This window comes from Geomonas sp. Red32, assembly GCF_023652955.1.
Lineage (GTDB): Bacteria > Desulfobacterota > Desulfuromonadia > Geobacterales > Geobacteraceae > Geomonas.
The window spans coordinates 389,500-412,854 of the sequence record NZ_JAKLOY010000005.1; the positions used below are offsets into that span (position 1 = coordinate 389,500).

Annotated in this window: 20 protein-coding genes; 4 read left to right on the forward strand and 16 right to left on the reverse strand. The window is 63.6% G+C overall.

Annotation, left to right across the window (positions count from 1 at the left end):
• Positions 1 to 21: 21 nt before the first annotated feature.
• Genes nrfD through fdnG form a run of 3 tightly spaced genes read right to left on the reverse strand, consistent with a single transcriptional unit; the run spans position 22 to position 5,122 of the window.
• Positions 22 to 1,236, reverse strand: a complete 1,215-nt coding sequence (nrfD, locus tag L4X63_RS15440; RefSeq protein WP_250679541.1) for an NrfD/PsrC family molybdoenzyme membrane anchor subunit — start codon at positions 1,234 to 1,236, stop codon at positions 22 to 24.
• Entirely contained in the window at positions 1,233 to 2,093 is an 861-nt protein-coding gene (locus L4X63_RS15445; RefSeq protein ID WP_250679542.1) for a 4Fe-4S dicluster domain-containing protein, read from the reverse strand. The genes nrfD and L4X63_RS15445 overlap by 4 nt, the downstream gene beginning before the upstream one ends.
• Positions 2,090 to 5,122, reverse strand: a complete 3,033-nt coding sequence (gene fdnG / locus L4X63_RS15450) for a formate dehydrogenase-N subunit alpha (protein ID WP_250679543.1) — start codon at positions 5,120 to 5,122, stop codon at positions 2,090 to 2,092. The genes L4X63_RS15445 and fdnG overlap by 4 nt, the downstream gene beginning before the upstream one ends.
• 234 nt (positions 5,123 to 5,356) lie before the next feature.
• On the opposite strand from fdnG, the gene L4X63_RS15455 reads away from it, so the two are divergent.
• From L4X63_RS15455 to rpsT, 4 genes are all read left to right on the forward strand, one after another.
• The gene (locus L4X63_RS15455) at positions 5,357 to 5,512 is read left to right on the forward strand and encodes a hypothetical protein (protein ID WP_250679544.1); all 156 of its coding nucleotides are present in this window, start codon (positions 5,357 to 5,359) and stop codon (positions 5,510 to 5,512) included.
• Between the two features lie 183 nt (positions 5,513 to 5,695).
• Complete coding sequence (locus L4X63_RS15460) at positions 5,696 to 7,075, forward strand: sigma-54-dependent transcriptional regulator (RefSeq protein WP_250679545.1); 1,380 nt, start codon at positions 5,696 to 5,698, stop codon at positions 7,073 to 7,075.
• A 4-nt stretch (positions 7,076 to 7,079) separates the two neighbouring features.
• Entirely contained in the window at positions 7,080 to 9,077 is a 1,998-nt protein-coding gene (locus tag L4X63_RS15465; protein ID WP_250679546.1) for a cache domain-containing protein, read from the forward strand.
• Between the two features lie 299 nt (positions 9,078 to 9,376).
• Positions 9,377 to 9,640 (forward strand): 30S ribosomal protein S20, encoded by a 264-nt coding sequence (gene rpsT, locus L4X63_RS15470; protein ID WP_250679547.1) that lies wholly within the window; start codon positions 9,377 to 9,379, stop codon positions 9,638 to 9,640.
• Between the two features lie 310 nt (positions 9,641 to 9,950).
• Here the strand turns inward: rpsT and holA are convergent, their stop codons facing one another.
• The 13 genes from holA to L4X63_RS15535 form a co-directional block, all read right to left on the reverse strand.
• Entirely contained in the window at positions 9,951 to 10,940 is a 990-nt protein-coding gene (gene holA / locus L4X63_RS15475) for a DNA polymerase III subunit delta (protein WP_250679548.1), read from the reverse strand.
• Positions 10,937 to 11,359, reverse strand: a complete 423-nt coding sequence (locus L4X63_RS15480; RefSeq protein WP_250679549.1) for a nucleotidyltransferase substrate binding protein — start codon at positions 11,357 to 11,359, stop codon at positions 10,937 to 10,939. The genes holA and L4X63_RS15480 overlap by 4 nt, the downstream gene beginning before the upstream one ends.
• Positions 11,360 to 11,475: 116 nt before the next feature.
• Complete coding sequence (gene lptE / locus L4X63_RS15485; RefSeq protein WP_250679550.1) at positions 11,476 to 11,982, reverse strand: LPS assembly lipoprotein LptE; 507 nt, start codon at positions 11,980 to 11,982, stop codon at positions 11,476 to 11,478.
• 27 nt (positions 11,983 to 12,009) lie between these two features.
• Positions 12,010 to 14,484 (reverse strand): leucine--tRNA ligase, encoded by a 2,475-nt coding sequence (gene leuS / locus L4X63_RS15490; RefSeq protein ID WP_250679551.1) that lies wholly within the window; start codon positions 14,482 to 14,484, stop codon positions 12,010 to 12,012.
• A gap of 337 nt (positions 14,485 to 14,821) precedes the next feature.
• Complete coding sequence (locus L4X63_RS15495) at positions 14,822 to 15,199, reverse strand: response regulator (RefSeq protein ID WP_250679552.1); 378 nt, start codon at positions 15,197 to 15,199, stop codon at positions 14,822 to 14,824.
• A gap of 29 nt (positions 15,200 to 15,228) precedes the next feature.
• Complete coding sequence (locus L4X63_RS15500) at positions 15,229 to 16,047, reverse strand: GAF domain-containing protein (protein ID WP_250679553.1); 819 nt, start codon at positions 16,045 to 16,047, stop codon at positions 15,229 to 15,231.
• A gap of 26 nt (positions 16,048 to 16,073) precedes the next feature.
• Complete coding sequence (cheB, locus tag L4X63_RS15505) at positions 16,074 to 17,141, reverse strand: chemotaxis-specific protein-glutamate methyltransferase CheB (protein ID WP_250679554.1); 1,068 nt, start codon at positions 17,139 to 17,141, stop codon at positions 16,074 to 16,076.
• Positions 17,138 to 18,007, reverse strand: a complete 870-nt coding sequence (locus L4X63_RS15510) for a CheR family methyltransferase (protein ID WP_250679555.1) — start codon at positions 18,005 to 18,007, stop codon at positions 17,138 to 17,140. The genes cheB and L4X63_RS15510 overlap by 4 nt, the downstream gene beginning before the upstream one ends.
• Positions 17,994 to 20,009, reverse strand: coding sequence for a HEAT repeat domain-containing protein (locus L4X63_RS15515; protein ID WP_250679556.1), 2,016 nt, complete (start codon positions 20,007 to 20,009; stop codon positions 17,994 to 17,996). Before L4X63_RS15515 ends, L4X63_RS15510 begins: the two co-directional genes overlap by 14 nt.
• 23 nt (positions 20,010 to 20,032) lie before the next feature.
• On the reverse strand, positions 20,033 to 21,346 hold the full coding sequence (locus tag L4X63_RS15520; RefSeq protein WP_250679557.1) for a response regulator: 1,314 nt from the start codon (positions 21,344 to 21,346) through the stop codon (positions 20,033 to 20,035).
• Positions 21,340 to 21,843, reverse strand: coding sequence for a chemotaxis protein CheW (locus L4X63_RS15525; RefSeq protein ID WP_250679558.1), 504 nt, complete (start codon positions 21,841 to 21,843; stop codon positions 21,340 to 21,342). Before L4X63_RS15525 ends, L4X63_RS15520 begins: the two co-directional genes overlap by 7 nt.
• Complete coding sequence (locus tag L4X63_RS15530; RefSeq protein WP_250679559.1) at positions 21,840 to 22,232, reverse strand: response regulator transcription factor; 393 nt, start codon at positions 22,230 to 22,232, stop codon at positions 21,840 to 21,842. Before L4X63_RS15530 ends, L4X63_RS15525 begins: the two co-directional genes overlap by 4 nt.
• A gap of 13 nt (positions 22,233 to 22,245) precedes the next feature.
• Positions 22,246 to 23,331: a chemotaxis protein CheW gene (locus tag L4X63_RS15535; RefSeq protein WP_250679560.1), complete on the reverse strand. Its 1,086-nt coding sequence runs from the start codon at positions 23,329 to 23,331 to the stop codon at positions 22,246 to 22,248.
• Between the last annotated feature and the right edge of the window lie 24 nt (positions 23,332 to 23,355).

The window sequence follows — 23,355 nt, forward strand, 5'->3', positions numbered from 1 at the left end:
GAGCAGGGGGATGGTTGATGGTTAGGCGCCTGCCTCGCTGCCGGCGGGGTGCTTGGTGCCGTGGTCGATCCGGCGCATGCGGTCCGGGATGCTGTAGTCGACGGTCTCCGGATGGTGCTCGAAGACCGGGAAGTACTTCGCGATCAGCACGAAGAACAGGATGTGGGCAGCGATGATCCCGATGGTGACCAGCGACTCGATCAGCGACGGTGCATAGATCATGTTCCCCGGCTGCTCCATACCGAACATGGAGACGTTGAAGCGGTTCAGCACCAAGCCGAAGATGACCAGGCTGGCAGCGCGCAGCTGAAGCTTCTTGTCGGTCTTGATCTTCTTGGTGAGGTACATGCAGAACGGGGTCAGCACGCCCAGGCCGATCTCCAGCACGAAGAGGGCCAAGAGCACCGGACGGTCGAAAAGCGGGCCGTGGGTGAGGAAGGCCAGTGCGAAGAACTTCACTAGGAGATAGACCCCCATGATCCAGGGGATGATCCTGGTCAGGGTGGCCAACAGATCCGTCTCGTCCGGCTGCCCCATGTACTTATGCACCAGGCTCGCCTCGAAGATGACGATGGAGAGACCGGTGAAGATCGCGGAGAGCCAGAACTGCAACGGCAGCAGCGGGTTGTACCACAGGCTGTGCAGCTTGTCGACGGCGATCAGAAAGAAGGTCCCCAGGGTCGACTGGTGCAGGGTGGAGATCATGGCGGCCAGGATGGCGAACGGCAACTCCAGGGTGCGCAGAAGCCTAAGCGGGAGATGCCAGCCGAACTTCTCGGCCACCGGGTGGAGGAACTCCAGGGTGAGCACGGTGGTGTAGGCCATGACGCACATGGAGACCTCGAACATCGGCGAATGGATGTTCCAGTACCGGAGCACGTTGATCCCGCGCTGCGGCTGGCCGAGGTCGAGCAGAAGCCCGACGCAGACGAGCGAGTAGCCGAGGAAACCGGTGACGATGGCCGGACGGACCAGCGGCTCCAGCTTCTTGATGTGGAAGACGTGGGCCACGATGCCGATGGTGAAGGCCCCCGCGGCCAGCGGGACGGCGGTGACGACGTCGAAGGAGATCCAGAGCCCCCACGGGTAGGTGTCGTTCAGGTTAGTGGTGACACCCAGGCCGAAGATGAAGCGTACCAGGGAGGCCAGGGCGCCAAGGCCAACCAGCACCATCATGAACTTGATGAAGCGGTGGTACCCCTTGATTTCGTTGATGACGATCTTGGCGGCGGTCATTGGTGGTCCTCCTTCCTCGTTTCTTCCGGGCGCTTACCGGCGCACAGTGCCTGCTCTTGTTCTTCCCGGGCGATCCGGTCCTTTCTCTGCTGGAACCAGGAGACCAGGGAGAGGGTGCCCCCCACCCCGAGGAAGATCCCCGGGACGAAGCGGAGCGCCTGCCAGGTGTAGGAGGGGAGCGGACGCTTGGTGACCGGCTTGAAGCCGAGCTCGTCCAGCGGCTGATGGGTCAGGTAGAGGACGCTGGTGCCCCCCGCCTCTTCCTTGCCGTAGATCGCCTTGTAGTAGCGGTCGGGGCGGTTGGCCAAGCGCTTTTCGGCCTCCTTGAGCATCTCCTCCCGCGGCCCGTAGCTGATGGCGGTCGGGCAGGCGGTGGCGCAGGCGGGCTTCATCCCTTCCTTCACCCGCGAGTAGCAGCCGGTGCATTTGCGGACCAGCGGGAAGGCCTTGCTCCACTCGTACTTGGGGACCCCGAACGGGCAGGCCATCATGCAGAAACGGCAGCCGATGCAGCGCTCGGAGTCGTAGATCACCGGCCCTTCGGCGGTCTTGTGGAAGGCGCCGACCGGGCAGACCGAGGCGCAGGCCGGGTCGTTGCAGTGCATGCACATCTCTTTGTAGAAGGCGAACTCGTTCTGGCCGTGCTTCTGGTAGTCCTTGAACTTGATCCTGGTGAAGGTGTACTCGCTCATGGCGGGCGGGTTCTGGTACCCTTCGCCGCTGAAGAAGTGGGTGGTCTCGCCCTTCAGCTGGTTCCACTGCTTGCACGCCACCTGGCAGCCACGGCATCCGGTGCATTTCGTGGTGTCGATCAGGAAGGTCTTGGTCTTGTTGAAATCGATCTTCTCGCTGCTCATCCCTTACGCCCCCCTTTCTCGATGTTGCACAGGAATGCCTTGAATTCGGGGATGGCGGTGTTGGCGCATCCCACGGTGGGGGTCAGGACGTTCGCGCTGTCCCCGGTGACCATGCCGGCGTAGCCGAAGTGCCACGGCATGCCGACCTGCTCGACCAGTTTTCCTTCCACATGGAGCGGTTTGAGGCGCGCGGTGACCAGGGCCACCGCCTCGATGGTGCCGCGCACGGTGACTACCCGGACCTTGTCCCCTTTCTTGATCCCCTTCTCTTTGGCGAGGGTCTCGCTGATCTCGACGAACATGTCGGGGACCAGTTCGGCGAGCCACGGAAGGCTCCTGGTCATGGCGCCGGCCTGCCAGTGCTCGGTCATCCGGTAGGTGGTGCCGATGTACGGGTACTTGGCCAGGTCGCTCGAGACGTTCTTGGGAACGGCCACCGCCGGGTTGTTCTGGCGGGTGGAGAGCTGGTTCTTGACCGGGCTTTCCATCGGTTCGTAGTGCTCGGGGAAGGGGCCGTCCTTCAGGTCGAGCGCGTAGAGGCGCGCGTGCCCTTCCGGCAGCATGATGAACGGGTACTTCCCTTCCTTGGCGTCGGCCATCGGCGGCCACGGGCCGTCGGGTACGTCCCCCACCCACTTCTTCTCCAGGGCGTTCCAGGCGATGACCGGACGCTTGGGATTGAAGGGGGTGCCGTCCTTCTGCACGGAGGCGCGGTTATAGATGATGCGGCGGTTCACCGGCCAGCACCAGGACCATTTCGGGAACATCCCGAGCCCGGTCGGGTCGCTCGCGTCGCGGCGGGCCATCTGGTTGCCATCCTTGGTGTAGGAGCCGGTGTAGATCCAGCATCCGGCGACGGTCGAGCCGTCGTCGGCCAGGTACTTGAACATCGGCACCTGGTCGCCCGCCTTGAACTCGAGGACCTTGTCCTTGTCCTTGATGGTGGTGTCCTTCACGAAGTAGCCGTTGATCTCCTTGGCCACCAGGTGGACGTCCGGCTCCTCGCCGTTGCCGTAATTCCAGGAAAGCTTGGTGATCGGCTCGGGGAAGGTCCCCTTGTCCTTCTTGTAGAGGGCGGAGACCCGCTTGTAGAACTGGTCGATGATCCAGAGGTCGCTCTTGGAGTCCCCCACCGGCTCAACGGCGCGGTAGCGCCACTGGGCCCAGCGGCCGGAGTTGGAGATGGATCCTTCCTTCTCCACCGACGAGGCGGCCGGCAGCATGAAGACCTCGGTCTGGATGTCCTTCGGGTTCACCCCGGGGCGCTTCCAGAAGATGGAGGTTTCGGTCTCCCAGAGATCGACGGTGACGAGCCACTTGAGCTTGCCGAGGGCGTCGCGCGCGGCGCCCGAGTCGGGGCCGCCCATGGCCGGGTTCATCCCCATGCAGACGAGGCCGTCCAGCCCCCCCTTGCCCATCTTCTCCATGATCTTGCCGTAGGCGTAGCTTCCCATCCTCTTCGGGAGGTACGAGTAGCAGAAGTCGTTCTCCTTGGTGGCGTTGTCGCCGTACCAGGCCTTCAGCAGGCTGGTGATGTACTTCGGGGTGTTCCCCCACCAGTTGGCGCTCTTCGAGTCCTTGGTCTTCGGCGTCCACTTCTCGTTGTAGGCCTTGAGGTCCACGTTGTCGAACTCGGGGGACTTCAGATAGCCCGGCAGGAGGTGGAAGAGCAGGCCGTAGTCGGTGGAACCCTGGACGTTGGACTCGCCCCTGAGGGCGTTGACGCCGCCGCCGGCGATGCCGATGTTGCCCAGAAGCATCTGCAGCATGGCTACGGCGCGGACGTTCTGGGTGCCGTGGGTGGACTGGGTGATCCCCATCGCGTAGAGGATGGTCCCGGCCTTGTCGGCGCGCCCGGTAGCGCAGTAGGCCTGGACGGCCTTGAGGTAGGCGTCCTTGGGAGTACCGGTGATGTCGCAGACCATGTCGATGTCGTAACGGGAGTAATGCTTCTTCAGGAGCTGGTAGACGCAGCGGGGGTCCTTCATGCTCGGGTCCGTCTTGGGGTTTCCGGCCCCGTCGAGCTCGTAGGCCCAGGCCTTCAGGTCGTAGCTCTTCTCCTGGTCGTCGAAGGCGCAGAAGAGGCCGTCCTTGAAGTCGTACTTGGCATTGACGATGAAAGCGGCGTTGGTGTAGTCGCGGACGTACTCCTTGTGGATCAGGTCGTGCTGGAGCGCGTAGTTGATCATGCCGCCCAAAAAGGCGATGTCGGTGCCCGGACGGAGCTGGGCGTAGATGTCCGATTTCGAAGCGGAGCGGGTGTAGCGGGGATCCGCCACGATCACCTTGCCGCCGTTCTCCATGGCTTTCTCGATCCACTTGAAGGAGATCGGGTGGTTCTCGGCCGGATTGCAGCCGATGATGAAGATGCAGTCACTATTTTTAAGGTCAACCCAATGGTTGGTCATGGCACCACGACCGAACGAAGCCGCCAGACCGGCGACTGTGGAGGAGTGTCATAATCGGGCTTGATGTTCGAGCTGACCGATCCCCATGGCCCGGGAGAACTTGGTCCAGAGGTAGCACTCCTCGTTGTCGAGGCCGGCGCCGCCGAAGAAGGCCATCCCTTCGGTGCGGTTCACCACGTACTCCTTGTTGTCTTTCTTGTTCAGCTCGGAGATCTTGAAGCTCTTGTCGCGGGTCTCCTTCATGCGCTGGGAGATGCGGTCGAGCGCCCAGTCCCACGACTTCTCGACGAACTTGTCGGAGCCCGGCGCCCGGTACATCACCTTCTGCAGGCGGCGCTCGTTGTTGGCCACCTGGAAGAGCGAGCTCCCTTTGGAGCAGAGTGCACCTTCGTTGATGGGATGGTTGGGATCACCTTCGATGTTGATGACCTTGCCGTTTTTGGTGTGGACCAGCAGGCCGCATCCAACCGCGCAATAGGGGCAGATGGTGGTGCTCGACTTTACCCCTTTGATCCTGGTTTCCGGCGCGTCAGCACTCGCTTCGGCAGGGGTGTTGTTGAGCGCCACGGCACCTGCCGCAACGGCTCCCCCCTTCAGAAACGCCCTTCTTGAAATTGCCATAAAATCTCCTTTTCCTTCCCTATTACAGGCTAATTGCCGTATGATGGTCCGGGTTTTGCCGGGGTGTATACAGCAACTGGTGTGCCACCGTTTACGGGAAGGTGGAGGAGAAGGTACCGGGGCTGGCGAAACCGGCGCGGTTGCTGGAAATGGCAGGGATAGCGCCGTGTTGGGCGAATTATTAAAGGACGGACGAAATTGCGCATTGCTGACGAGAGGTGCGTCATTTTGGCTATGAAATTAATAAACGCCAAGGCTACCATCATCCGCCTCATCCTCTGCAGCTCCTTCTCCCCCTCCCCCTTCATACCTTCATCCCCCCCTCCCCTGGAGGGAGGGGGTCAGGGGGTGGGGGAAGGTGGCGTTAGGGGCGCGGCCGGCAGCGGCTAAAATCCCCCCTGTCCCCCCTTCGCAAAGGGGGGGACCATTTGCGGGCGATTGGTCGCGGGGCGGAGGTGGGGTCTTCGTGGCGGCTTCCCCCACCCCCCCGGCCCCCTCCCTCAAGGGGAGGGGGGGAATGTTGGTGCCGGCTTCCCTTTTGGAAGGGGGCAATGTTAGTAAGCGAGGAGATGCATGGATACTAAACCGACGGTGCTGGTCTGCGACGACGAGGTCGAGATCCTCCGGTACCTGAAGAAGATTCTCTCGGCGGCCGGGGTGGAGGCGGGGATTTTCAGTTCCGGCCAGTCGCTCCTGGACTACCTGGAGAAGACTCCGCCGGTGAACTGCAACCTCATCCTTCTGGACGTGAAGATGCCCGACCTGGACGGGATCGAGGTCCTGAAGCGGGCGAAGAAGAGTTTCCCGGAGCTGCCGGTGGTGATCATGACCGCCTTCGGGTCGATCGGTGCAGCGGTGGAGGCGATCAAACTCGGGGCCTACGACTATGTCCTGAAGCCGTTCCCGAAGGAAAAGGTGCTGGGGCTCATCGACAAGGTGATGGAGAGGGAGCGGCTTCTCAAGGAGAACACCGCCCTCAAGGAGGCTCTCGGCCAAGGGATGGGGACCATCGTTTATTCTTCCCCGAACTTCGGCAAGGTCCTCGACCTTGCCCACCGGGTGGCGGCCAGCGCGGCCACCTCCCTCATCATCGGGGAGTCCGGGACCGGCAAGGAGCTGGTGGCCCGCCTCATCCATTACGAAAGCCCCAGGAAGGGGAAGCCCTTCGTATCGCTCAACTGCGCAGCCCTTCCCGATTCCCTCCTGGAGAGCCAGCTCTTCGGCCACGTCCGCGGAGCCTTCACGGGCGCCCTCACCAACCACCGCGGCCTCTTGGACGAGGCGGACGGCGGGACGCTCTTTCTGGACGAGATCGGGGACATGAGTCCGGCGACCCAGGCGAAGCTCTTGCGGGTGCTCCAGGAGCGCGACTTCATCCCGGTGGGGGGAACCAAGCCGAAGTCGGTCGATATCCGCATCATCGCCGCCACCAACAAGGACCTGGAGTCGGAGGCCCGGCAGGGGAACTTCCGCGAGGACCTCTACTTCCGCCTCAACGTGATCACCCTCCATCTTCCGCCGCTTCGCGAGCGCCGGGAGGACATCGCCCCCTTGGCCCGCCACTTCCTCAAGAAGTACGCACAAAGGATGGGGCGGGAGCTCACCGACTTCGCCCCCGAGGCGCTGAAGGTGATGGAGTCCTACGACTGGCCGGGGAACGTCAGGGAGCTGCAAAACGCCGTGGAGCGCGCCACCATCCTGGCCCAGGGGCACCTGGTCACCGCCGACGTCCTGCCGGGCTGGAAGCGGGAGGCGAGCGAGGAGCCTACCCCGCTGGGGCGGATGGTGCCCCTGGAGACCGTGGAGAAGGACCATATCCGCTTCGTGCTGAAGCAGACCGGCAACAACAAGAGCCGGGCGGCCCAGGTGCTCGGGATCGCCCGCCGCACCCTGGACCGCAAGATCGAGGAGTACCTTATCGAGACCCCCACCAGCTACCCCCGGGAGATCTGATCCAATGTCCCGCCGCCGTTTTTCCATCCGCGCCAAGATGACCATCGCCTCGCTGATCCCCCTTATCGAGGTGATCATCCTGGTCTCGCTGGCAGGCCTTTGGGCCGGTTACGAAAAGATCGCCACCCAGGCCCAGGAGAAGGTGCGTACCGACCTCAACTCCGCCCGCGAGGTGTATCGCAACCAGTTGAAGCAGATGGCCGACCTGGTGGAGTATGCCGCCAGCACGCCGATCGCCGGCACCGCCATCGCCAACGGCAGTCAGCCGACCATGGCGGCGCTGCTCGATCCGCTCAAGAAGCGCAACCAGCTCGACCTGCTGGCGGCGGTCGACCTCAAGGGGCACCCCCTCTACCAGGCCCACGCCACCCGCTCCCAAAAACCGGCGCATTCGCTTTTGACGGCGGTCCGGATGGCGCTGGCGGGGAAAACGGTTGCCGGGACCGAGGTGGTCCCCGAGGAAGCCCTGATCGCCGAAGGGGGAGATCTCGGCCAGCGGGCGGTGATCGCCATCACCCCTACCCCGCACGCGCATCCCGAGCCAACCCAGGTCGAGCGCTCGGGGATGATGCTGGTGTCGGCCGCGCCGGTCCGAAACGCCGCGGGCAACGTCGTGGGGGCCATCTACGGCGGGATTCTCCTCAACAACAACAACGCCCTCGTGGACCGTATCAAGGAGCTGGTCTACGAGGGGATACGGTACGAGGGACAAGAGCTCGGCAGCGCCACCCTTTTCATCGGGGGGACCCGCATCGCCACCAACGTGCGCGACAGCGAGGGAAAGCGGGCTATCGGAACCCAGATATCGGACGAGGTCTACCAGCGGGTCATCCGCGAGGGGAAGAAATGGGTGGGGAGGGCCTTCGTGGTCAACGACTGGTACCTGACCGCCTACGACCCCATCTTCGACATCAACGGCAAGCCGGTGGGATCCCTCTACGTCGGGATGCTGGAGAGACCGTACACCGCCTTGAAGCAGCAGGCGCTGATGATCTTCGCGGCGGTGCTGGCGCTCGGCACCCTGCTCGGCTTCCTGGTTTCCTCCTTCATCGCGGAGAGGCTGTCGCGCCCGATCAAGCAGCTGGAGAACTTTGCCCGCCGTGTCGCGGTCGGAGAGCGGGACCTGACCGTCCCGGTCCAGACAGCGGACGAGGTCGGGGACCTGGCGGCGGAGTTCAACGCCATGAGTGCGGCGCTCTCCCAGCGGGAGGCGGAGATCCAGACGCTGAACCGCAATCTCGAGCAGAAGGTGAAGGAGCGGACGGCGGAGCTGGAGGAAAAGAGCGGCCAACTCCTGGCCGCCCACGAGGAGCTGGCACGGGCCGAGAAGCTCGCCGACCTCGGCGTGGTGGCGGCCGGTGTCGCTCACGAGATGAACAACCCGCTCGCCATCATCCGCGGCAACACCGAGCTGCTCGATATGTACATCCCGGAGGATGGAGAGGGGCGCGAGGAGGTCGAGGTCATCGTCAGCCAGGTCGACCGGATGGCCAAGATCGTCTCTAACCTCCTCGTCTTCGCACGGCAGCGGCCGATGAGGCTCGAAGAGGTGGCCATCCCGCGGCTATTGGACGACATCGTCGAACAGGCGGCGCACCAGGTGGACCTGGGGCGGATCAGGGTGGAGCGCGCCTACGCAGAGGATCTCCCTGCGCTGGCCGGCGACCCGGACAAGCTCAGGCAGGTCTTCAACAACCTCATCGTGAATGCGGTGCAGGCCATGCCGGAGGGGGGCGTGCTAACCCTGACGGCGATAGCCACCCCCGACGGAGAGAGCTGCGAGGTGATGGTGGGGGACACGGGAAAGGGGATCAAGCCGGAGCACCTGGACAAACTCTTTACACCGTTCTTCACCACCAAGGAGCAGGGGACCGGGCTCGGTCTCTCGGTCTCCTACGGCATCGTCAAGGATCACAAGGGGACCATCAAACCGCAGAGCGTGCTGGGGCAAGGGACGGTGTTCAGGGTGATCCTTCCCGCCCGGGGGGGAACAGGAGAGTAGAGCGCGGCTATCGGTCGGTTTTTTGTCCCCTCGCGCCTTCAAAACCTCCCTCCCCCTGCCCCTCTCCCCTAAAGGGGCGAGGGGATATGAAACGAAACGCGACTATTGTCGCTGACACCCTGGCAAAAAAGGCTGGCATTGGCGCGCTTGGCATGGTAAGGTGGGCGGCTCGCTGGCGGTATCCACTTTTTTTGGTGGCCGGCCGCATTTTGGCTTGACACCCCCGGAATTACGGTGGTATAAGTTCTACTTTCCGAAAAAACTCTCAAAGCTCTATTTAACATACTCGGAGGTGCAGTTTGGCAAATCATAAATCGGCAATTAAAAGGATCAAGCAGACCGTGAAAAGGACCGAGCGCAACAAGCACGACCGCTCGAACCTGCGCACCTTTATCAAGCGCGTCCGCGAAGCCGTGGCTGCTAAGGACCAGGCTGCCGCCCAGGCTGCTCTGGCTTCCGCTATCCCGGTCATCGACGGGGCTGCCACCAAGGGGATCATCCACACCTCCAACGCTTCCAGGAACGTCTCCAGGCTGACCAAGCTGGTCAACACCCTCGCCTAGTTTTCTCTAGAGGGGCGGCTGCAACAATTAAAAAGGGGAACCCGATTTTTTCGGGTTCCCCTTTTTTGCGTTCGGACTATAGGGACCAAAGGGACTAAAGTGGCGAGCGGTCCCCTCCTTTGCGAAGGGTCACCGGAAAATTTCGGGAAGATGTAAAAGTCCCCCTTGATAAAGGGGGATTTAGGGGGATTTGCCTCTCGATTCGTGAACGGCAAATCCCCCCTGTCCCCCCTTTGACAAGGGGGGGACCTGATTTCCCCGGAACTCTTTGAATAATTTTGCGAAGGGGGGAGCGTTAGACGAGGGAAGGTTAGCGGCGGCAGGCGTCGATGACGAAACGCTCGAAGAGGGCGGCTTCCCGGCCGCCGGACTTGAAGGCGAGGTCGAGCTCGACCATCCGCTCGAACACTTTCTTCAGCTCCCACGCCTGGTAGTTCTTCGCCTGGGCGGTCACCTTCTGCAAAAAGTACGGGGCGATCCCGGCACTCTTGGCCAGCTCGGACGACGGTACTTTCTTGTCCAACAAAGCCCGCACCTGCCACAGCTGCCGGTAGTGCCTCGCCACGGCACCCAACACCCGCAGCGGCGCCTCGCCATCCGAGAGGATGGTGGTCAGCATCCTCAGCGCGGTCTTCAGATCCTTCATCCCCAAGGCATCGGTAAACTCGAAGACGCTCTCCACCTTGGTGTCGGAAACGATGGCCTTGACGTCGGCCACTTCCACCACTTCTTTCTTCCCACAATACAGACAGAGCTTCTCGATCTGGGAAACCAGCTCCTGCAGATGGGCACCGACCAGGAAGGCCAAGAGCTCGGCGGCGGCGGGTTCGATCTTCTTCCCGAGGGCCTTAACCTCGTCGCGCACGAACGGCCCCAGCTGGGACTCGTAGGGGCGCTTGAACTCGACGACCTCCCCCTTTTTCTTGAAGTCGGCGTAGAACTTCTTCCGGCCATCGACCTTCTCGGCCTGCAGGATGAGGGTGGTGGAGGGGGAAGGGTCCTGGATGTAGCCGAGCAGGATCTCCATGGCGGCGGCGGAGAGGTCGCCCCCCTTCTTGATGAGGACCACGCGGCGGTCGGCGAACATCGGGAGGGTCTGGGCCACGTTGAAGACCTCGTCGCCTTTCACCTCGTTACCGTAGTAGACGTTCAGGTTGAAGTCGCGGAAGCCGGGGTCGACGGTGCGGTCCATCAGCTTCTTCACGGCGCGCTCGACCAGGTAGGACTCCTCCCCGAATAACAGGTACAGCGAAGCGACCTCTCCCTTTTCGACGGCTCTCGCAAACTCTTCCGGCTTCATTGAAGGACCTCGGCTTTCTCGAACAACTTCTTACTGAATGTACTGTGGAGTTCCTCCAGCAGAGGGAGATAAAGGTCACTGATCTGCCCTTCCACCTCAACGGCAATCTTTTCCTCGTAAACCATTCTCGTCTGGGTCTGCTTTTGCAACGCGATCTCCCATTGTCGAGGGGCGGTCAGAAGGCCTGAGCGGCAGGCCTCTTTAATAGCAACTCTTGGTGACACCACGGTCAATCCTTGAACGCGTGCATGGTCCTTTAGAAGCTCGCAAGCGTGCTCAAACGACCTTTCGTAGAATTGGACCAGGCCTGCACGCTCTATTATGCTGGGGGTTTCGATTTCGATGGCTTGCTGGAGAAGCAGGTAGGCCTTTTCGAACTGGGCGAAGCGCTGTTGCCAACGGATATCCTGATCGGTCATGGTCTTTGTCTCCTGCGAAAGCGCCCATCTTGAATGGCACGTGGGGCTGCTTTGGTGGCGGGGCCGGCGTCCCCCACCCCCCTGCCCCCTCCCTCAAGGGGAGGGGGAGAGTGGGATTAGTAGGCTTCGGTCAGTTTGCGCCAGATGTCTTGGGAGAGGAGACGGCAGATGCGGGCGGCGGCGACTTCCTCGGCGTTTTGCTGCAGGGCGATGTTGGCGTTGACCGGGAAGGTCTGATCCTCGGTCAGGTCACCCTTCCAGAGCACCTTCTTGGTCTGCTGCTCCCTGAGGATCACCTGGGCGGTGATGACGGCCCGGTACTCCTTGATGGTGTCGAGCGCGGTGTAGGAAACCGGAGTGGTGGTGTAGCTGGTGATGGTCCCGGTCAGCTCGAGCTGGGCCTGGTCGGCCGGGAGCACCTGACCGCCGCTTCTCAGCGCCAGCTCGTCGATCAGGTTGCGGGCCAAGACGCCCTCAAGCCCGGCGCGGTAGCTCTTGTTGGCGAAGAGGATGACGTTCACGCCACGGTCGGCGACCAGCGGGCCGCGGCTGCCGACCACGTGGTAGCCGCAACCTGACAAAAGGGAGAGCGCCAGCAGCGCTCCCCCTAGCCATTTCAACATGAGCTTCATTATCGGCTGACGGATCACCTAGGCGGCCACGATGTTGACGAGCTTGCCCGGAACGTAGACCACCTTGCGGATGGTCTTCCCGTCGGTGAACGGCTTCACCTTCTCGTCGGCCAGCGCCATCGCCTTGACCTCTTCCTCGCCCAGCTCCGGGGCTACCATGAGCTTGCTCCGGAGCTTGCCGTTGACCTGGATGACCACGGTGATCTCTTCGTCGACGGCTGCCTCGGCGTCATACCCCGGCCAGCCGTACTCTTCGAGGTTCTCGGTGTGGCCGAGCTCAGCCCAGAGCTCCGCGGCGAAGTGCGGGACGAAGGGGGCCAGCATCCTGACCACCGACTCGACCGCCTCGCGCATGACGGCGGCGTTCTCGGGAGCCCCTTTCTTGTCGAAGGCCTGGATGGCGTTGACCAGCTCCATGACGGCGGCGATGGCGGTGTTGAAGTGGAAGCGGCCGTCGATGTCCTCGGTCACCTTGCGGATGGTCTTGTGGACGGCGCGGCGGAGGTTCTTCGCCTCGCCCGCCAGTTCCTCCGGTTTCACCTCGCCGCCGTTCTTGACGTACGGGAGCACCTCGAAGACCAGGCGCCAGACGCGGTTCAGGAAGCGGTAGCTCCCGTCGACACCTTGGTCGCTCCAGTCGAGGTCCTTCTCGGGGGGAGCGGCGAAGAGGGAGAAGAGCCGGGCGGTATCGGCGCCGTAGCGATCGATCAGCGCGTTGGGGTCGACCACGTTCCCTTTGGATTTGGACATCTTGGAGCCGTCCTTGATGACCATCCCCTGGGTGAGGAGATTGGAGAACGGCTCGTCGACGTTGCAGTACCCCAGGTCGCGCAGGACCTTGGTGAAGAAGCGTGCGTAGAGGAGGTGCAAGACGGCGTGCTCGATCCCGCCGATGTACTGATCGACCGGCATCCAGTACTCCACCTTCTCACGGTCCAGCGGACCGTTGGCGAAGCGGGGCGAGCAGTAGCGGAGGAAGTACCAGGAGGACTGCACGAAGGTGTCCATGGTGTCAGTCTCGCGCCGGGCGGCGCCGCCGCACTGCGGGCAGGTGCAGTTCACGAAGCTCTCGACCTTGGCAAGCGGGTTCCCCCCCTCGCCGGTGAAGGCCGCATCCATCGGGAGCACCACCGGGAGATCCTTGTCGGGGACCGGGACCACGCCGCAGATGTCGCAGTTGATGACCGGAATGGGGTTACCCCAGTAGCGCTGGCGGGAGATCCCCCAGTCGCGCAGGCGGAAGTTGATGGTCTTCTTGCCGATCCCTTCCTTCTCCAGGAAGTCGGCGATGGCCTCCTTGGCGTCGGTGTTGGACATCCCGTCGAAGCGGCCGGAATTGACCATGACCCCTTCGGCGGTGAAGGCCTCGGTCATGGTGGCGGCATCGAGGTTCTCCCCTGCCGGGTTGATGACCACCTTAAGGGGCAGGTTGTACTTCTTGGCGAACTCGAAGTCGCGCTGGTCGTGGGTCGGGACCGCCATGACGGCGCCGGTGCCGTAGTCCATCAGGACGAAGTTGGCGAGGTAGATCGGCATCTTCACGTTGGTGAGCGGGTTGATGCAGTAGGAGCCGGTGAAGACCCCTTCCTTCTCGAGGTCCTCGGAGCCGCGCTTGATGCGGTCGGTCTTCTTCACCTTGTCGATGAAGGCCTCCACCTCGGCCTTTTGCTCCGGGGTGGTGAGCTGCTGGGCCATCGGGTGCTCGGCGGCCAGCGACATGAAGGTGGCGCCGAAGAGGGTGTCCTGGCGGGTGGTGAAGACCCGGATGGAGGACATGCCGTTCTCCAGCGGGAAATCGACCTCGCAGCCGGTCGAGCGGCCGATCCAGTTACGCTGCATGGTGAGCACGCGCTCGGGCCAGCCGGTCAGCTTGAAGGTGTCGTCCAAGAGCTCCTGGGCGTAGTTGGTGATCCGGAAGGACCAGGAGTCGAGCTCCTTCTGCTCCACGGCCGAATCGCAACGCCAGCAGCAGCCGTCCTCGACCTGCTCGTTGGCGAGTACGGTCTCGCACTTGGGGCACCAGTTGACGTTGGCGACCTTCTTGTAGGCGAGCCCCTTCTGGTACATCTCCAGGAAGATCTTCTGCTCCCATTTATAGTAGTCGACGTGGCAGGTAGCGATCTCGCGCTCCCAGTCGTAGGAGAAACCCATCCGCTTCAACTGTCCGCGCATGTAGTCGATGTTCTCGTAGGTCCACTTGGCGGGATGGCTCTTGTTCTGGATGGCGGCGTTCTCGGCCGGCATGCCGAAGGCGTCCCACCCCATCGGGTGCAGCACGTTGAACCCCTGCATCCTCCTGAAACGGGCGATCACGTCGCCGATGGAGTAGTTCCGGACGTGACCCATATGGATCTTGCCGGAGGGGTACGGGAACATCTCGAGGAGGTAGTACTTCTTCCCGGGCGCATTCTCGCCGGCCTTGAAGCTCTTGTTATCCTCCCAGAACTCTTGCCATTTATCTTCAACAACTTTGGGGTTGTACTTTTCTTCCATGGAAAACCACCTTCCGCGCATCCCTCAAAGGACGCGTCTGTTGGATTTAAAAAAAAGGAAGCGCCCCCATCCTCACCCAGCCCCTCCCTCCGCCTTCGCCAGGTTATGGCGGACAGGCTTGAAGGGGAGGGTACGTTGAAGCGGAGGGCGTTCTGAATTGTACTCCAGCCGAGGAACGATGCACCATCGTGCTTCCCCCCCTCTCGCCCCCTCCCTCCCGGGGAGGGGGAAGGGGTGACAAGGCGAATGGCGACGAATGGGGTCAGAGCGAAAAGGGGCGGGCACCTTCTAGCGAAGGAGCCGGACCCCGGAGAGCCAGACCTTAGGGAGCCGGGCTCTAGGCGATCTTCAAAAGGCTCTTCGCCACGTCCAGGATCTTGGTCGGCTGGATCGGCTTGGTGATGTAGTCGTTGGCTCCCAAGGCCAGCGCCCGCTCGCGATCCTCCTGGGCACCCTCGGTAGTGATCACCACGATCGGGATCGACTTGTAGTTGGCGTCGTTTCTTACCAGGCTCACCAGCTTCAACCCGTCCATGATCGGCATGTTGATGTCGGTCAGGATCAGGTCGAAACGCTCGGAGGAGAGCTTTTTCAGCCCGTCGACACCGTCGTTGGCCTCAACGATCCTGACCCCCCTGATCCGTTTCAGGGCAAAGGCGATCAACTGCCTCATGGTCGGAGAATCTTCAACAATCAAAACGTTATACTCGGACATCACACCAAATCCCCCATGGTTGCGGCTGGTTATTTCGTCAAGAGGTCGATGAACCCCTGGATGGTCGAGAGCTTTCTTTCGGAGTCACTGTAGAGCCTCGAGCTGAAGATGGCGGTGGCGGCGTGTCCCGCCAGCAGGGTGAAGAGCTCGTAGTCCACGGCGGCGAACTCGGTCTTTTGCATCAGGAGCTTGTAGATGACCAGCACCCCGATCACGTGCTCCTTGATCTTTAAGGGGATGCAGACCATCGGCGCGGTGAAGTCGCGCTCGTAGCCGACCACGTTTTCGGTGAAGTAGTTCTCTCCCGAGGAGGCCACCTCGCCGATGATCCCCTTGCCGAGCCGCGCGGTCGGGATGTCGCTCCGCTCAAGCCCTTCGGTGGCCACCGCCTGCAGCTCGTCGCTCTTCTCGTCGAGCAGCATGATGGCGAACTCCTCGGCACCGACCAGGTTGATGATGATCTCGGTGATGATCTGGAGCACTTCCCGGAAATCGAGGGTGGAATGGAGCTGGTAGCTCGCGATGTAGAGGTTCGCGAGGTTGTTGTTCTCGTCCTCGATCTCGATGTAGCGGGCGGCGAAGTCCTGGTTTTCGGCCTCGACCTGCTTGATGCGGTCCAGGATCTCCTGCTTCTCGTGCTCGAGGTTGGCGATCTTCTCCACCAGCTTGCTGACCTCCGGGACGGGGGCCGCCTCGGAGGCCGCCGGCTGGCTCTTCTCCAGCTCGAGAAGCCGGAAGCGGAGCCGCTCGTTCTCCTTCAGCAGCTCCTGGGTGAACTCGGCCCCCTTCTTGAAGACTTGCAGGAACTCTTCACCCCGGTGGACCAACTTCTCATCTTCTTTTTGCATAGACACCCCGGTTTTCTCGTTGTTGGTCATACGAAACGCGGCACCAGTCCGCTACGGGCAACGATCTCCCGCACCATCAAATCCATCGGGACCACCCGGTCTACCACCCCGGTGGCGATCGCCTCGCGTGGCATGCCGAACACCACCGACGACTCCTCGGCCTCGGCCACCACCTGGGCGCCCAGCCGCTTGGCCTCCTTGACGCCCTGGGCGCCGTCGTTCCCCATCCCGGTCAAGACCACCGCCAGCATCCGCTCCCGGTAGAGCTCGGCGCAGGAGCAGAACATGGCGTCCACCGACGGGACGTAGCGGTCGGCGGCGGTCGGTTCGACCACGCGGGCCAGGATCTTGTCGCCACGCCTCATGAAGAGAAGGTTCTTCCCGCCGGGAGCGATGAGGACCCGCCCGGGGCGCACCTCGTCGCCGTCCTTGGCCTCCTTGATCTCGAAGCCGGAGCTGCGGTCGAGGCGGTCGGCGAAGGCGCGGGTGAAACCGGCCGGCATGTGCTGGGAGACCACCACCGCGAAGGGGAGCGGCTCCTTGAAGGAGGAGAAGATCCGCTGCAGGGCGGGAGGTCCCCCGGTGGAGGAGCCGATGGCCACCACGTCGAGGGCGGCGGTTTCCACCCGGCGCGGGACCTCCGGCACCGGTTCCTCGACCGGCCTGGGGGCCTCGTAGCGCTTCTGGACGCGGGCCATGTTGAGCTTGAAGACCGCCTGGACCTTGCGGTGCAGGTCCTCCTGGATTTTCAGGAGCTCCTCGGAGATGACGGTGGTCGGCTTGGCGATGAACTCCACCGCGCCGAGCTCCAGCGCCTTGAAGACCTTCTCGTCGCCGGAGGTCGAGCTGATCACGATGACCGGCACCGGGTTGGAGGCCATCAGGATGCGGAGCATGGTGAAGCCGTCCATGCGGGGCATCTCGAGGTCCAGGGTGACCAGGTCCGGGGAGAGGTCGATCACCCTGCGGATCCCCTCCTCGCCGTTGGTTGCAAACCCCACCACCTCCACGCCGGGGATCTCCTCGAGCATCTTGGTGATGGCGCGGCGGTTGTAGGCGGAATCGTCTACCACTACTACCCGTACTCGTTTCACCAGAGCCCCCCCGCCGGCGCGGGCGCCGTCTTTTGGTACACCATGTCGTTTTTCAGATGCTTCAGGGCGAAGGCGGTCGAAATGTTCATGAGCGATTCTGAGTGGCCGAGCAGGAGGTAGCCGCCACTTCTCAGGGTATTGTGGAACGATTCGATGACCTTCTTCTTGGAGGCCTCGTCGAAGTAGATGATCACGTTGCGGCAGAAGATGACGTCCATCTTCCCCAAGAGCGCCAGGCGGTTCGCGTCGAAGAGGTTCATGTGGGTGATGGTGACCAGTTCCCGCACCTCGTCGTTGATCCGGAAGGAGCCGTCGGATTCCGTGAAGAAGCGGCGGAGGTAGCGCTCGTCGGTGCAGCGGAAGGAGCTCTTGGTGTAGACCCCCTTGCGCGCGTGCTGGACCACCCGCTGGCTGATGTCGCTCCCGACGATCTCGATCCGCCACCCCTTGAAGCGCTCCATCTCCAGCATCAGCATGGCGATGGTGTACGGTTCCTCGCCGGTGGAGCAGCCGGCGCTCCAGATCCTCAGGGTCTTCTCCCGCTCCTTGGTCTGGATGAGCTCCGGCAGGATCTCGTCGGTGAAGGCACGGAGCTGGAAGGCCTCCCGGAAGAAGTAGGTCTCGTTGGTGGTGAGGATATCCATGATATCGGCGATCTCCTCGTCCTTCCTCCGATCGTACTTCAGGAACTGGTAGTACTCGCGGAAACCGGCCAGCCCGTGGTGGACCACCCGGCGCCCGAGGCGGCGGTCCAAGAGGTACTTGCTGTCGGAATCGAAGTAGAGCCCGCAGTGATTGTAGATCAGGTCCCTGATCAGGCGGAACTCCTCTTCGGTCAGCTGTTGAGTGGGCTCATTGAATAGCATGGCTCAGCCTGCCTATCAGCCCGACGATCTCGCCCCTGACGAGGGAGTCGGATTCTCCCTCCAGGGCGCGCTCCAAAAGCGGAAGCGACTGGGCGCCCCTCAACTGGGCCAGGGTCTTCACGAAGGAACGGCGCACCCCCCAATGGGAATGGGAAATCAGCTTGTCGAGGTGGGTATCGATCCAGCCATCGCCGAAGGCGGACATGATGCCGATGGCCGCTTCCACCACCTCCTCGTCGCCGTCGGAAAGGGCCACCTCGATGGCGGGAAGCTCCTCGGCGCCCCCCACGGTGGCCAGGGTGGTGAGCCCGGTGATCAGCACCGGCCCGTGCGCCTTGCGCAAAAGCTCCCGCACGCCGGGGAGCGCCCCGCGGTCGCCCAGGGCCGAAAGTCCCTTCAGGGCGGCGGTCTGCACCCACGGGTCGGGATCCGACAAGGCCACCAGCAGCGGCTCCAGTACGTCGGCGCTGCCGATCTCGGAGAGCGCCTGGGCTGCCGAGACCCGCACCTCGGGATCCTCGTCGGAGAGCGCCATGGAAAGGTGCCCGACGGTCTGGGGGAGCTTCACGCGGGCAAGCGAAGAGACGGCGGCCCGCCGGACGGCAGGGTCCTCGTCCTTGGCCAAAAGCGAGAGGCGGTCGGCGTCGGCGAGCCCCCAAAGGAGCAGCGCGGCCTGGCGGCGCTGGTCCGGAGAGGGGGACTGGACGAACTCGGCGCAGATCTCCTCCACCGTTTCGCCGTCGCTCAGGGTCAGAAACTGCAGCGCCTGCAGGGCGGCGTCGCGCACCTGCGGCTCGGAATCCTCCAAAAGCTTGGCCACGGCGCGGGAAACGCCGCGGGAGGCGAGCCTCCCGAGCGCCAGCGCGCACGAGGCACGAAGGCCGGGGAAGTCGTCGGCGAGCCCTCCCACCAGGAGCGGGGTGGCCTCGGAGCAGCCGAGCTCACCCAAGAGGAAGGCGACGATGGTCTTCTCCTGGTAGTCGGCGGTGGTGAAGTGTTCGAGGAGCCTCGGGATGGCGATGGAGCCGATCTGCCGCAGCGCGTCGAGGCAGCTGTTTCTCAGCCGCTCGTCGCCGGCCAGCTTCAGAAGGGGGACGGTGGCGCGTTCGTCGCCGACCCCCCCGGCCAGCCGCACCAGCGGATCGAGCTGGGCCGGATCGGCGCCGTTCAAGGCGGCAATCATCCCCTCGGCGGTCTTGGAGCCGCGCAGAAGGCGCAAGGGGAGATCGACTCCGGTCTGGGCGTCGTCTTCGGAAAGGCGGTCGCGGACCCGGACGAGGGCGACCCCGGCCGACTGGCGGGCGCTGCGGGCGGTCTCCCCGAGACCCATGAAGAGAATGGAGAGGCAGTCGCCGTCGCCCAGGACGGCCAGGCAGTCGTAGACCGCCCGTTTGAGGAGGCGCTCTTCGAGGAGCGGCTGCAGGGCCGAGAGAGGGACCGGGGCGCCGATCTGGGCCAGCGCGTCGAGCACGGTGAACTTGAGCCAGACCTCTTCGCGCTCGAGCACCTGCAGGAGGTACGGAAGGGCCGACTGGTCGCCGATCTTGCCGAGGTTTTCCGCCGCCGCCACCCGCACGTTCGGGTCGGTATCTTCGAGGGAGCGGACCAGCAGCGAGACGCAGGAGGCGCAGCCGATGGAGCCGAGCACGTCGATGACGAACTTCCGCAGGTCGTGGTCGGGGTCCTTGAGGTAGCGGCAGAGGGGGGCGATGGCGACCTGGCCGAGCCGCTCCAGCGATTCGACCGCCGAGTTCCGCAGCCCCGCGTTGTCCGAGGAGCGTAAGAGGTCGATCAGCCGCTCGACCACCTCGTCGCCGGTCGGATTGGCCGCGGCAAGGACGGCGACGGCCTCCTTGCGGACCCTCCAGCTTTCGTCGCCCATGGCGATGAAGAGGAGCTCCATGGCGGACTCGAAGGGGTGCCTGGAGAGTTCGACGACGGCAAGCCGCCGGACCTCTTCGTCCGGAGAGCGGAGTTCGGATGAGATTGTGTCAAGATCCATAGGCAAGTGGGCTCTCCTGCGTGTTACACGTTCAACTCGGCGCGCTTCTTGGCCAGCAGGTCATCGAAGGCCGCGGTAAGAAAATCTGTCTGCTCTCTGAGCTCTTCGGGGACGCGCTGGCGGTAGAGACGCTCGCCTTCGCGGATGTCGTCCGCCAAGAGGTCGAAGAAGTTGCCGTCGCGGACTCCCTGCTCGACCTTGCCCTGGTTGTAAAGGACGATGTCGGAGACGATGATGCGGGCCAGGCGCTTGGCTTTGACTTCGGCGTCGGTGAGCGGCCGCTCGGCTGCCGGGGCGGGCGGCTGCGCTGTCTGACTGGTCTGACTGGTCTGACTGGTCTGACTGGTCTGACTGGTCTGACTGGTCTGACTGGTCTGACTGGTCTGACTGGCACTGTGGGTGGCCACCTCGTCGAAGGGGTTGATCTCCTGCAGGGCCACCGCCTCGGCGGCGGCCGGGAAGGCGGCGACCGCACTTTCGTTCTTCGCGGCCAGGATGTAGCGGTTCTCCTCGAGGCCTCCCAGGGCCTCCATCGGGGGCTGCTGAGGGACCGCCACCGGGATGGTGGTCTCGCGCTCTTCAGCCTCTTTAAGCTCCACGCGGGTCTGCTCGCGGGCCTCGAGCTCTCCTTCGCTGGGAAGGGCGGCGGAAAGGGGAAGCGCCCCGGAGGTCAGCCGGTAGATCATGGGAACCAGGGAGTCGGGAATGTGGTGCTTCTCGATGTAGTCGTCGGCCCCGTAGAGGGAATTCGGCGAACGCTTGTAACGGGTCTTGTCGTAGATCGAGGCGATCAGCACGATCTTCACGCCGGTCAGCTGCGGGTTCTGACGGATCCGCTCGCAGACCTCGAAGCCGAACATGGTCGGCAACGCCACGTCCAAAAGGAGAAGGTTCGGCTGGATCGACTCGACGGTTTCCAGGGTGACCTTACCGTCGTTGCAGAAAACCACCTGGAACGGCTCGGTGTCCAGCACCTTCCCGACCGCATCGCAGAAGGCAGCGCTTTCGTTGGCCACCACGACCTTGATCTGGCCGGAAGCGACGTTCGCCGCCGGAGCCGGAGTCGCAGCCGCGGACGGTGCCGCTTGGGCGGCCTGGGGCGGCGCTACGGGTGCAGCCGGTGCAGGCGGTGCCGCCGGGCGCGGCTGAGCCGCAACCGGAGGTACCGGCGCCGCAGCGGAGGGAGCAGCCGGCGGAACGGCGCCTTCAGCGGGGGCGGGACGCCTCACCAGCCGGAATATGGCGCGGCAGTTGGAGCAGCGGAGTTTCCTCACCTCGTCGCCGCTACCGGGATCGACATCGAATCTCTTCTTGCAGTTGGGGCAGACTATCAGCATGTAGTGCTCTTTTCGGTGGCGAGTGCCCCCTGGGGGGTGAGATAGCCAAGCTCGACCTTCTCCTTGAAGGTCAACAGGTCGTCTATGTTCAAAAGCATGACCGGGGATTCCTGGACCAGGAAGAGGCCGACCATGTACTCGGCCCCGACCAGACGCACGCCGCGCGGAGGAGGCTTGAGCTCCCTAAGCGGAACGGCGATCATCTCGGTCACCTCGTCGACGATCAGTCCCAGCGGCTGGCCCGGCATCGAGAGGACCAGCAGCCGGCAGGTCTCCTGGTTCTCAAGCGGGGAGAGGCCGAAACGCTTCCGGAGGTCCATCACCGGGATGACCGAGCCGCGCAGGTTGATCACCCCCTCCACGAAGGGGAGCGCGCGCGGGAGCGGGGCCAGCTTGGGGAGCCGGATGATCTCCTTGATCCGCATGATGTCGACGGCATAGAGCCCCTCCTCCATCCGGAGGCAGGCCACCTGGATTTCCTGCAGTTCCTGCGTCACTCCTCGCCTCCCTTGTCGCCCTGCTGCAACAGCCCCTCGATCACCTCCAGCACCTTCACCGACTTGAACGGCTTGGTGATGTAGGCATCGGCGCCGGCCTTCTTGCCGCGCTCCAGATCCATCCCGCTCTTCTTGGCGGTCAGCATGACCACCGGTATCGCACTGGTGCGGGGATCGTTCTTCAGGGCCCGGCAGACTTCGAAACCGTCCAGCCCGGGGAGCATGACGTCCAGCACCACCAGGTCCGGAGGGTTGCCGGTGGCCTCTTCCAGGGCGGAATGGCCGTCCCGGGCCCCGGTCACCTCGTACCCCTTGGAAGTGAAAAGGATGGTCTCCAGCCTCAAAAGGCTCTCCTCGTCCTCAACCACCAGGATCCTGTTCTTCGCCATGTGCGCTCCCGCCCTACAGCAGACTTACGTCCAGCACCTTCGCCATGTCGAGCAGGATCAGCATCCTGCCGCCGACCCTGCCGATCCCCTGCACGAACTCGCGATCGATCCCTTCCAGCACGACGGGAGGGGGCTCGATGGTCCCTTCTCCCACCCGTACCACCTGGACGACCTCGTCCACCAGCACGCCGCAGAACCCTTCGCTGCGGCTCACCACGATGACCCGCTCGCGCTCGGAATGGACCCCGGCGGGGAGCCCCAGGCGGAGGCGGATGTCGAAGATCGGGATGATGATGCCGCGCAGGGAGAGAATCCCCCGCACGAAGGCAGGCACCCGCGGCACCTCGGTGACCTCGCGCGGCTTGATGATCTCCTTGATGTCCATGATGCTGATGGCGTATTCCTCGTCCGCCACCCGGAAGCAGAGGAGCTCCAGCGTCGCGTTCGCCGCTTCTTCACCCATCAGGCCATCATCGTCCTCGGCGGCGGTTTCGCGCCCCTTGAGGATGACGGAGGCGGGATCGAAGCGCTCGGGGCGGCGGGCCTTGCTGAAGTCGCTCGGGAGCAGATCTTCCAGCGCCTCGGGCTGCCAGTCGAAGGACTCGGCCGGGGCGTTCTCCTGGTAGACCGGCGGCTGGTAAATCGGAGCGGATTCATAGACCGCCGGCTGAGGCTCAACGGCCTTGGGGGCCGGTGCGGGCTCGGGCCGGTAAGCCGGTTCTGGCTGATGGGCGCGGGGGGGCTCGGACCGGTAGGCCGGCTCCGGCTCATGGAGCGGCTCGTCGGCGTACTCCGCCTCGTAGCCGGAAGAGTAGTCGGGCTCGTACTCCGGCTGGGGCTCCGCGACCGAAGCGGCTGCGGGCGCAACATCAAAGGGAGCGAACTCCTCCGGCTCGGGGGAGACCTCCGCGAAAGGCACGATCTCCTGCAGGGCCACCGCCTCGGCGGCGGCGCTAAAGGTAAGGGCCGGCTCCGGCGGGGTCGCGGCGGCGGCAGCCTGGGGCTGGGGAACCGCGGCTAAGGGGGCCGGTCCGGCGGCACGGGTTTGCCCCTCCGCCTCTGCGCGCTGCGCCTTCCTTCTGATCTCCGCAAGATTCATCTTCGACTCCTTCAACTCCCGCTG

Excerpts from the sequence above, each read along its gene's own strand:
- L4X63_RS15515 (WP_250679556.1), bottom strand. The coding sequence starts at position 20,009 with ATGGATCTTGACACAATCTCATCCGAACTCCGCTCTCCGGACGAAGAG.
- L4X63_RS15520 (WP_250679557.1), bottom strand. The coding sequence starts at position 21,346 with ATGCTGATAGTCTGCCCCAACTGCAAGAAGAGATTCGATGTCGATCCC.
- leuS (WP_250679551.1), bottom strand. The coding sequence starts at position 14,484 with ATGGAAGAAAAGTACAACCCCAAAGTTGTTGAAGATAAATGGCAAGAG.
- L4X63_RS15530 (WP_250679559.1), bottom strand. The coding sequence starts at position 22,232 with ATGGCGAAGAACAGGATCCTGGTGGTTGAGGACGAGGAGAGCCTTTTG.
- L4X63_RS15480 (WP_250679549.1), bottom strand. The coding sequence starts at position 11,359 with ATGACCGATCAGGATATCCGTTGGCAACAGCGCTTCGCCCAGTTCGAA.
- L4X63_RS15500 (WP_250679553.1), bottom strand. The coding sequence starts at position 16,047 with ATGCAAAAAGAAGATGAGAAGTTGGTCCACCGGGGTGAAGAGTTCCTG.
- L4X63_RS15455 (WP_250679544.1), top strand. The coding sequence starts at position 5,357 with ATGAAATTAATAAACGCCAAGGCTACCATCATCCGCCTCATCCTCTGC.
- L4X63_RS15460 (WP_250679545.1), top strand. The coding sequence starts at position 5,696 with ATGGATACTAAACCGACGGTGCTGGTCTGCGACGACGAGGTCGAGATC.
- L4X63_RS15535 (WP_250679560.1), bottom strand. The coding sequence starts at position 23,331 with ATGAATCTTGCGGAGATCAGAAGGAAGGCGCAGCGCGCAGAGGCGGAG.
- L4X63_RS15465 (WP_250679546.1), top strand. The coding sequence starts at position 7,080 with ATGTCCCGCCGCCGTTTTTCCATCCGCGCCAAGATGACCATCGCCTCG.
- L4X63_RS15510 (WP_250679555.1), bottom strand. The coding sequence starts at position 18,007 with ATGCTATTCAATGAGCCCACTCAACAGCTGACCGAAGAGGAGTTCCGC.
- nrfD (WP_250679541.1), bottom strand. The coding sequence starts at position 1,236 with ATGACCGCCGCCAAGATCGTCATCAACGAAATCAAGGGGTACCACCGC.
- lptE (WP_250679550.1), bottom strand. The coding sequence starts at position 11,982 with ATGTTGAAATGGCTAGGGGGAGCGCTGCTGGCGCTCTCCCTTTTGTCA.
- holA (WP_250679548.1), bottom strand. The coding sequence starts at position 10,940 with ATGAAGCCGGAAGAGTTTGCGAGAGCCGTCGAAAAGGGAGAGGTCGCT.
- L4X63_RS15445 (WP_250679542.1), bottom strand. The coding sequence starts at position 2,093 with ATGAGCAGCGAGAAGATCGATTTCAACAAGACCAAGACCTTCCTGATC.
- L4X63_RS15495 (WP_250679552.1), bottom strand. The coding sequence starts at position 15,199 with ATGTCCGAGTATAACGTTTTGATTGTTGAAGATTCTCCGACCATGAGG.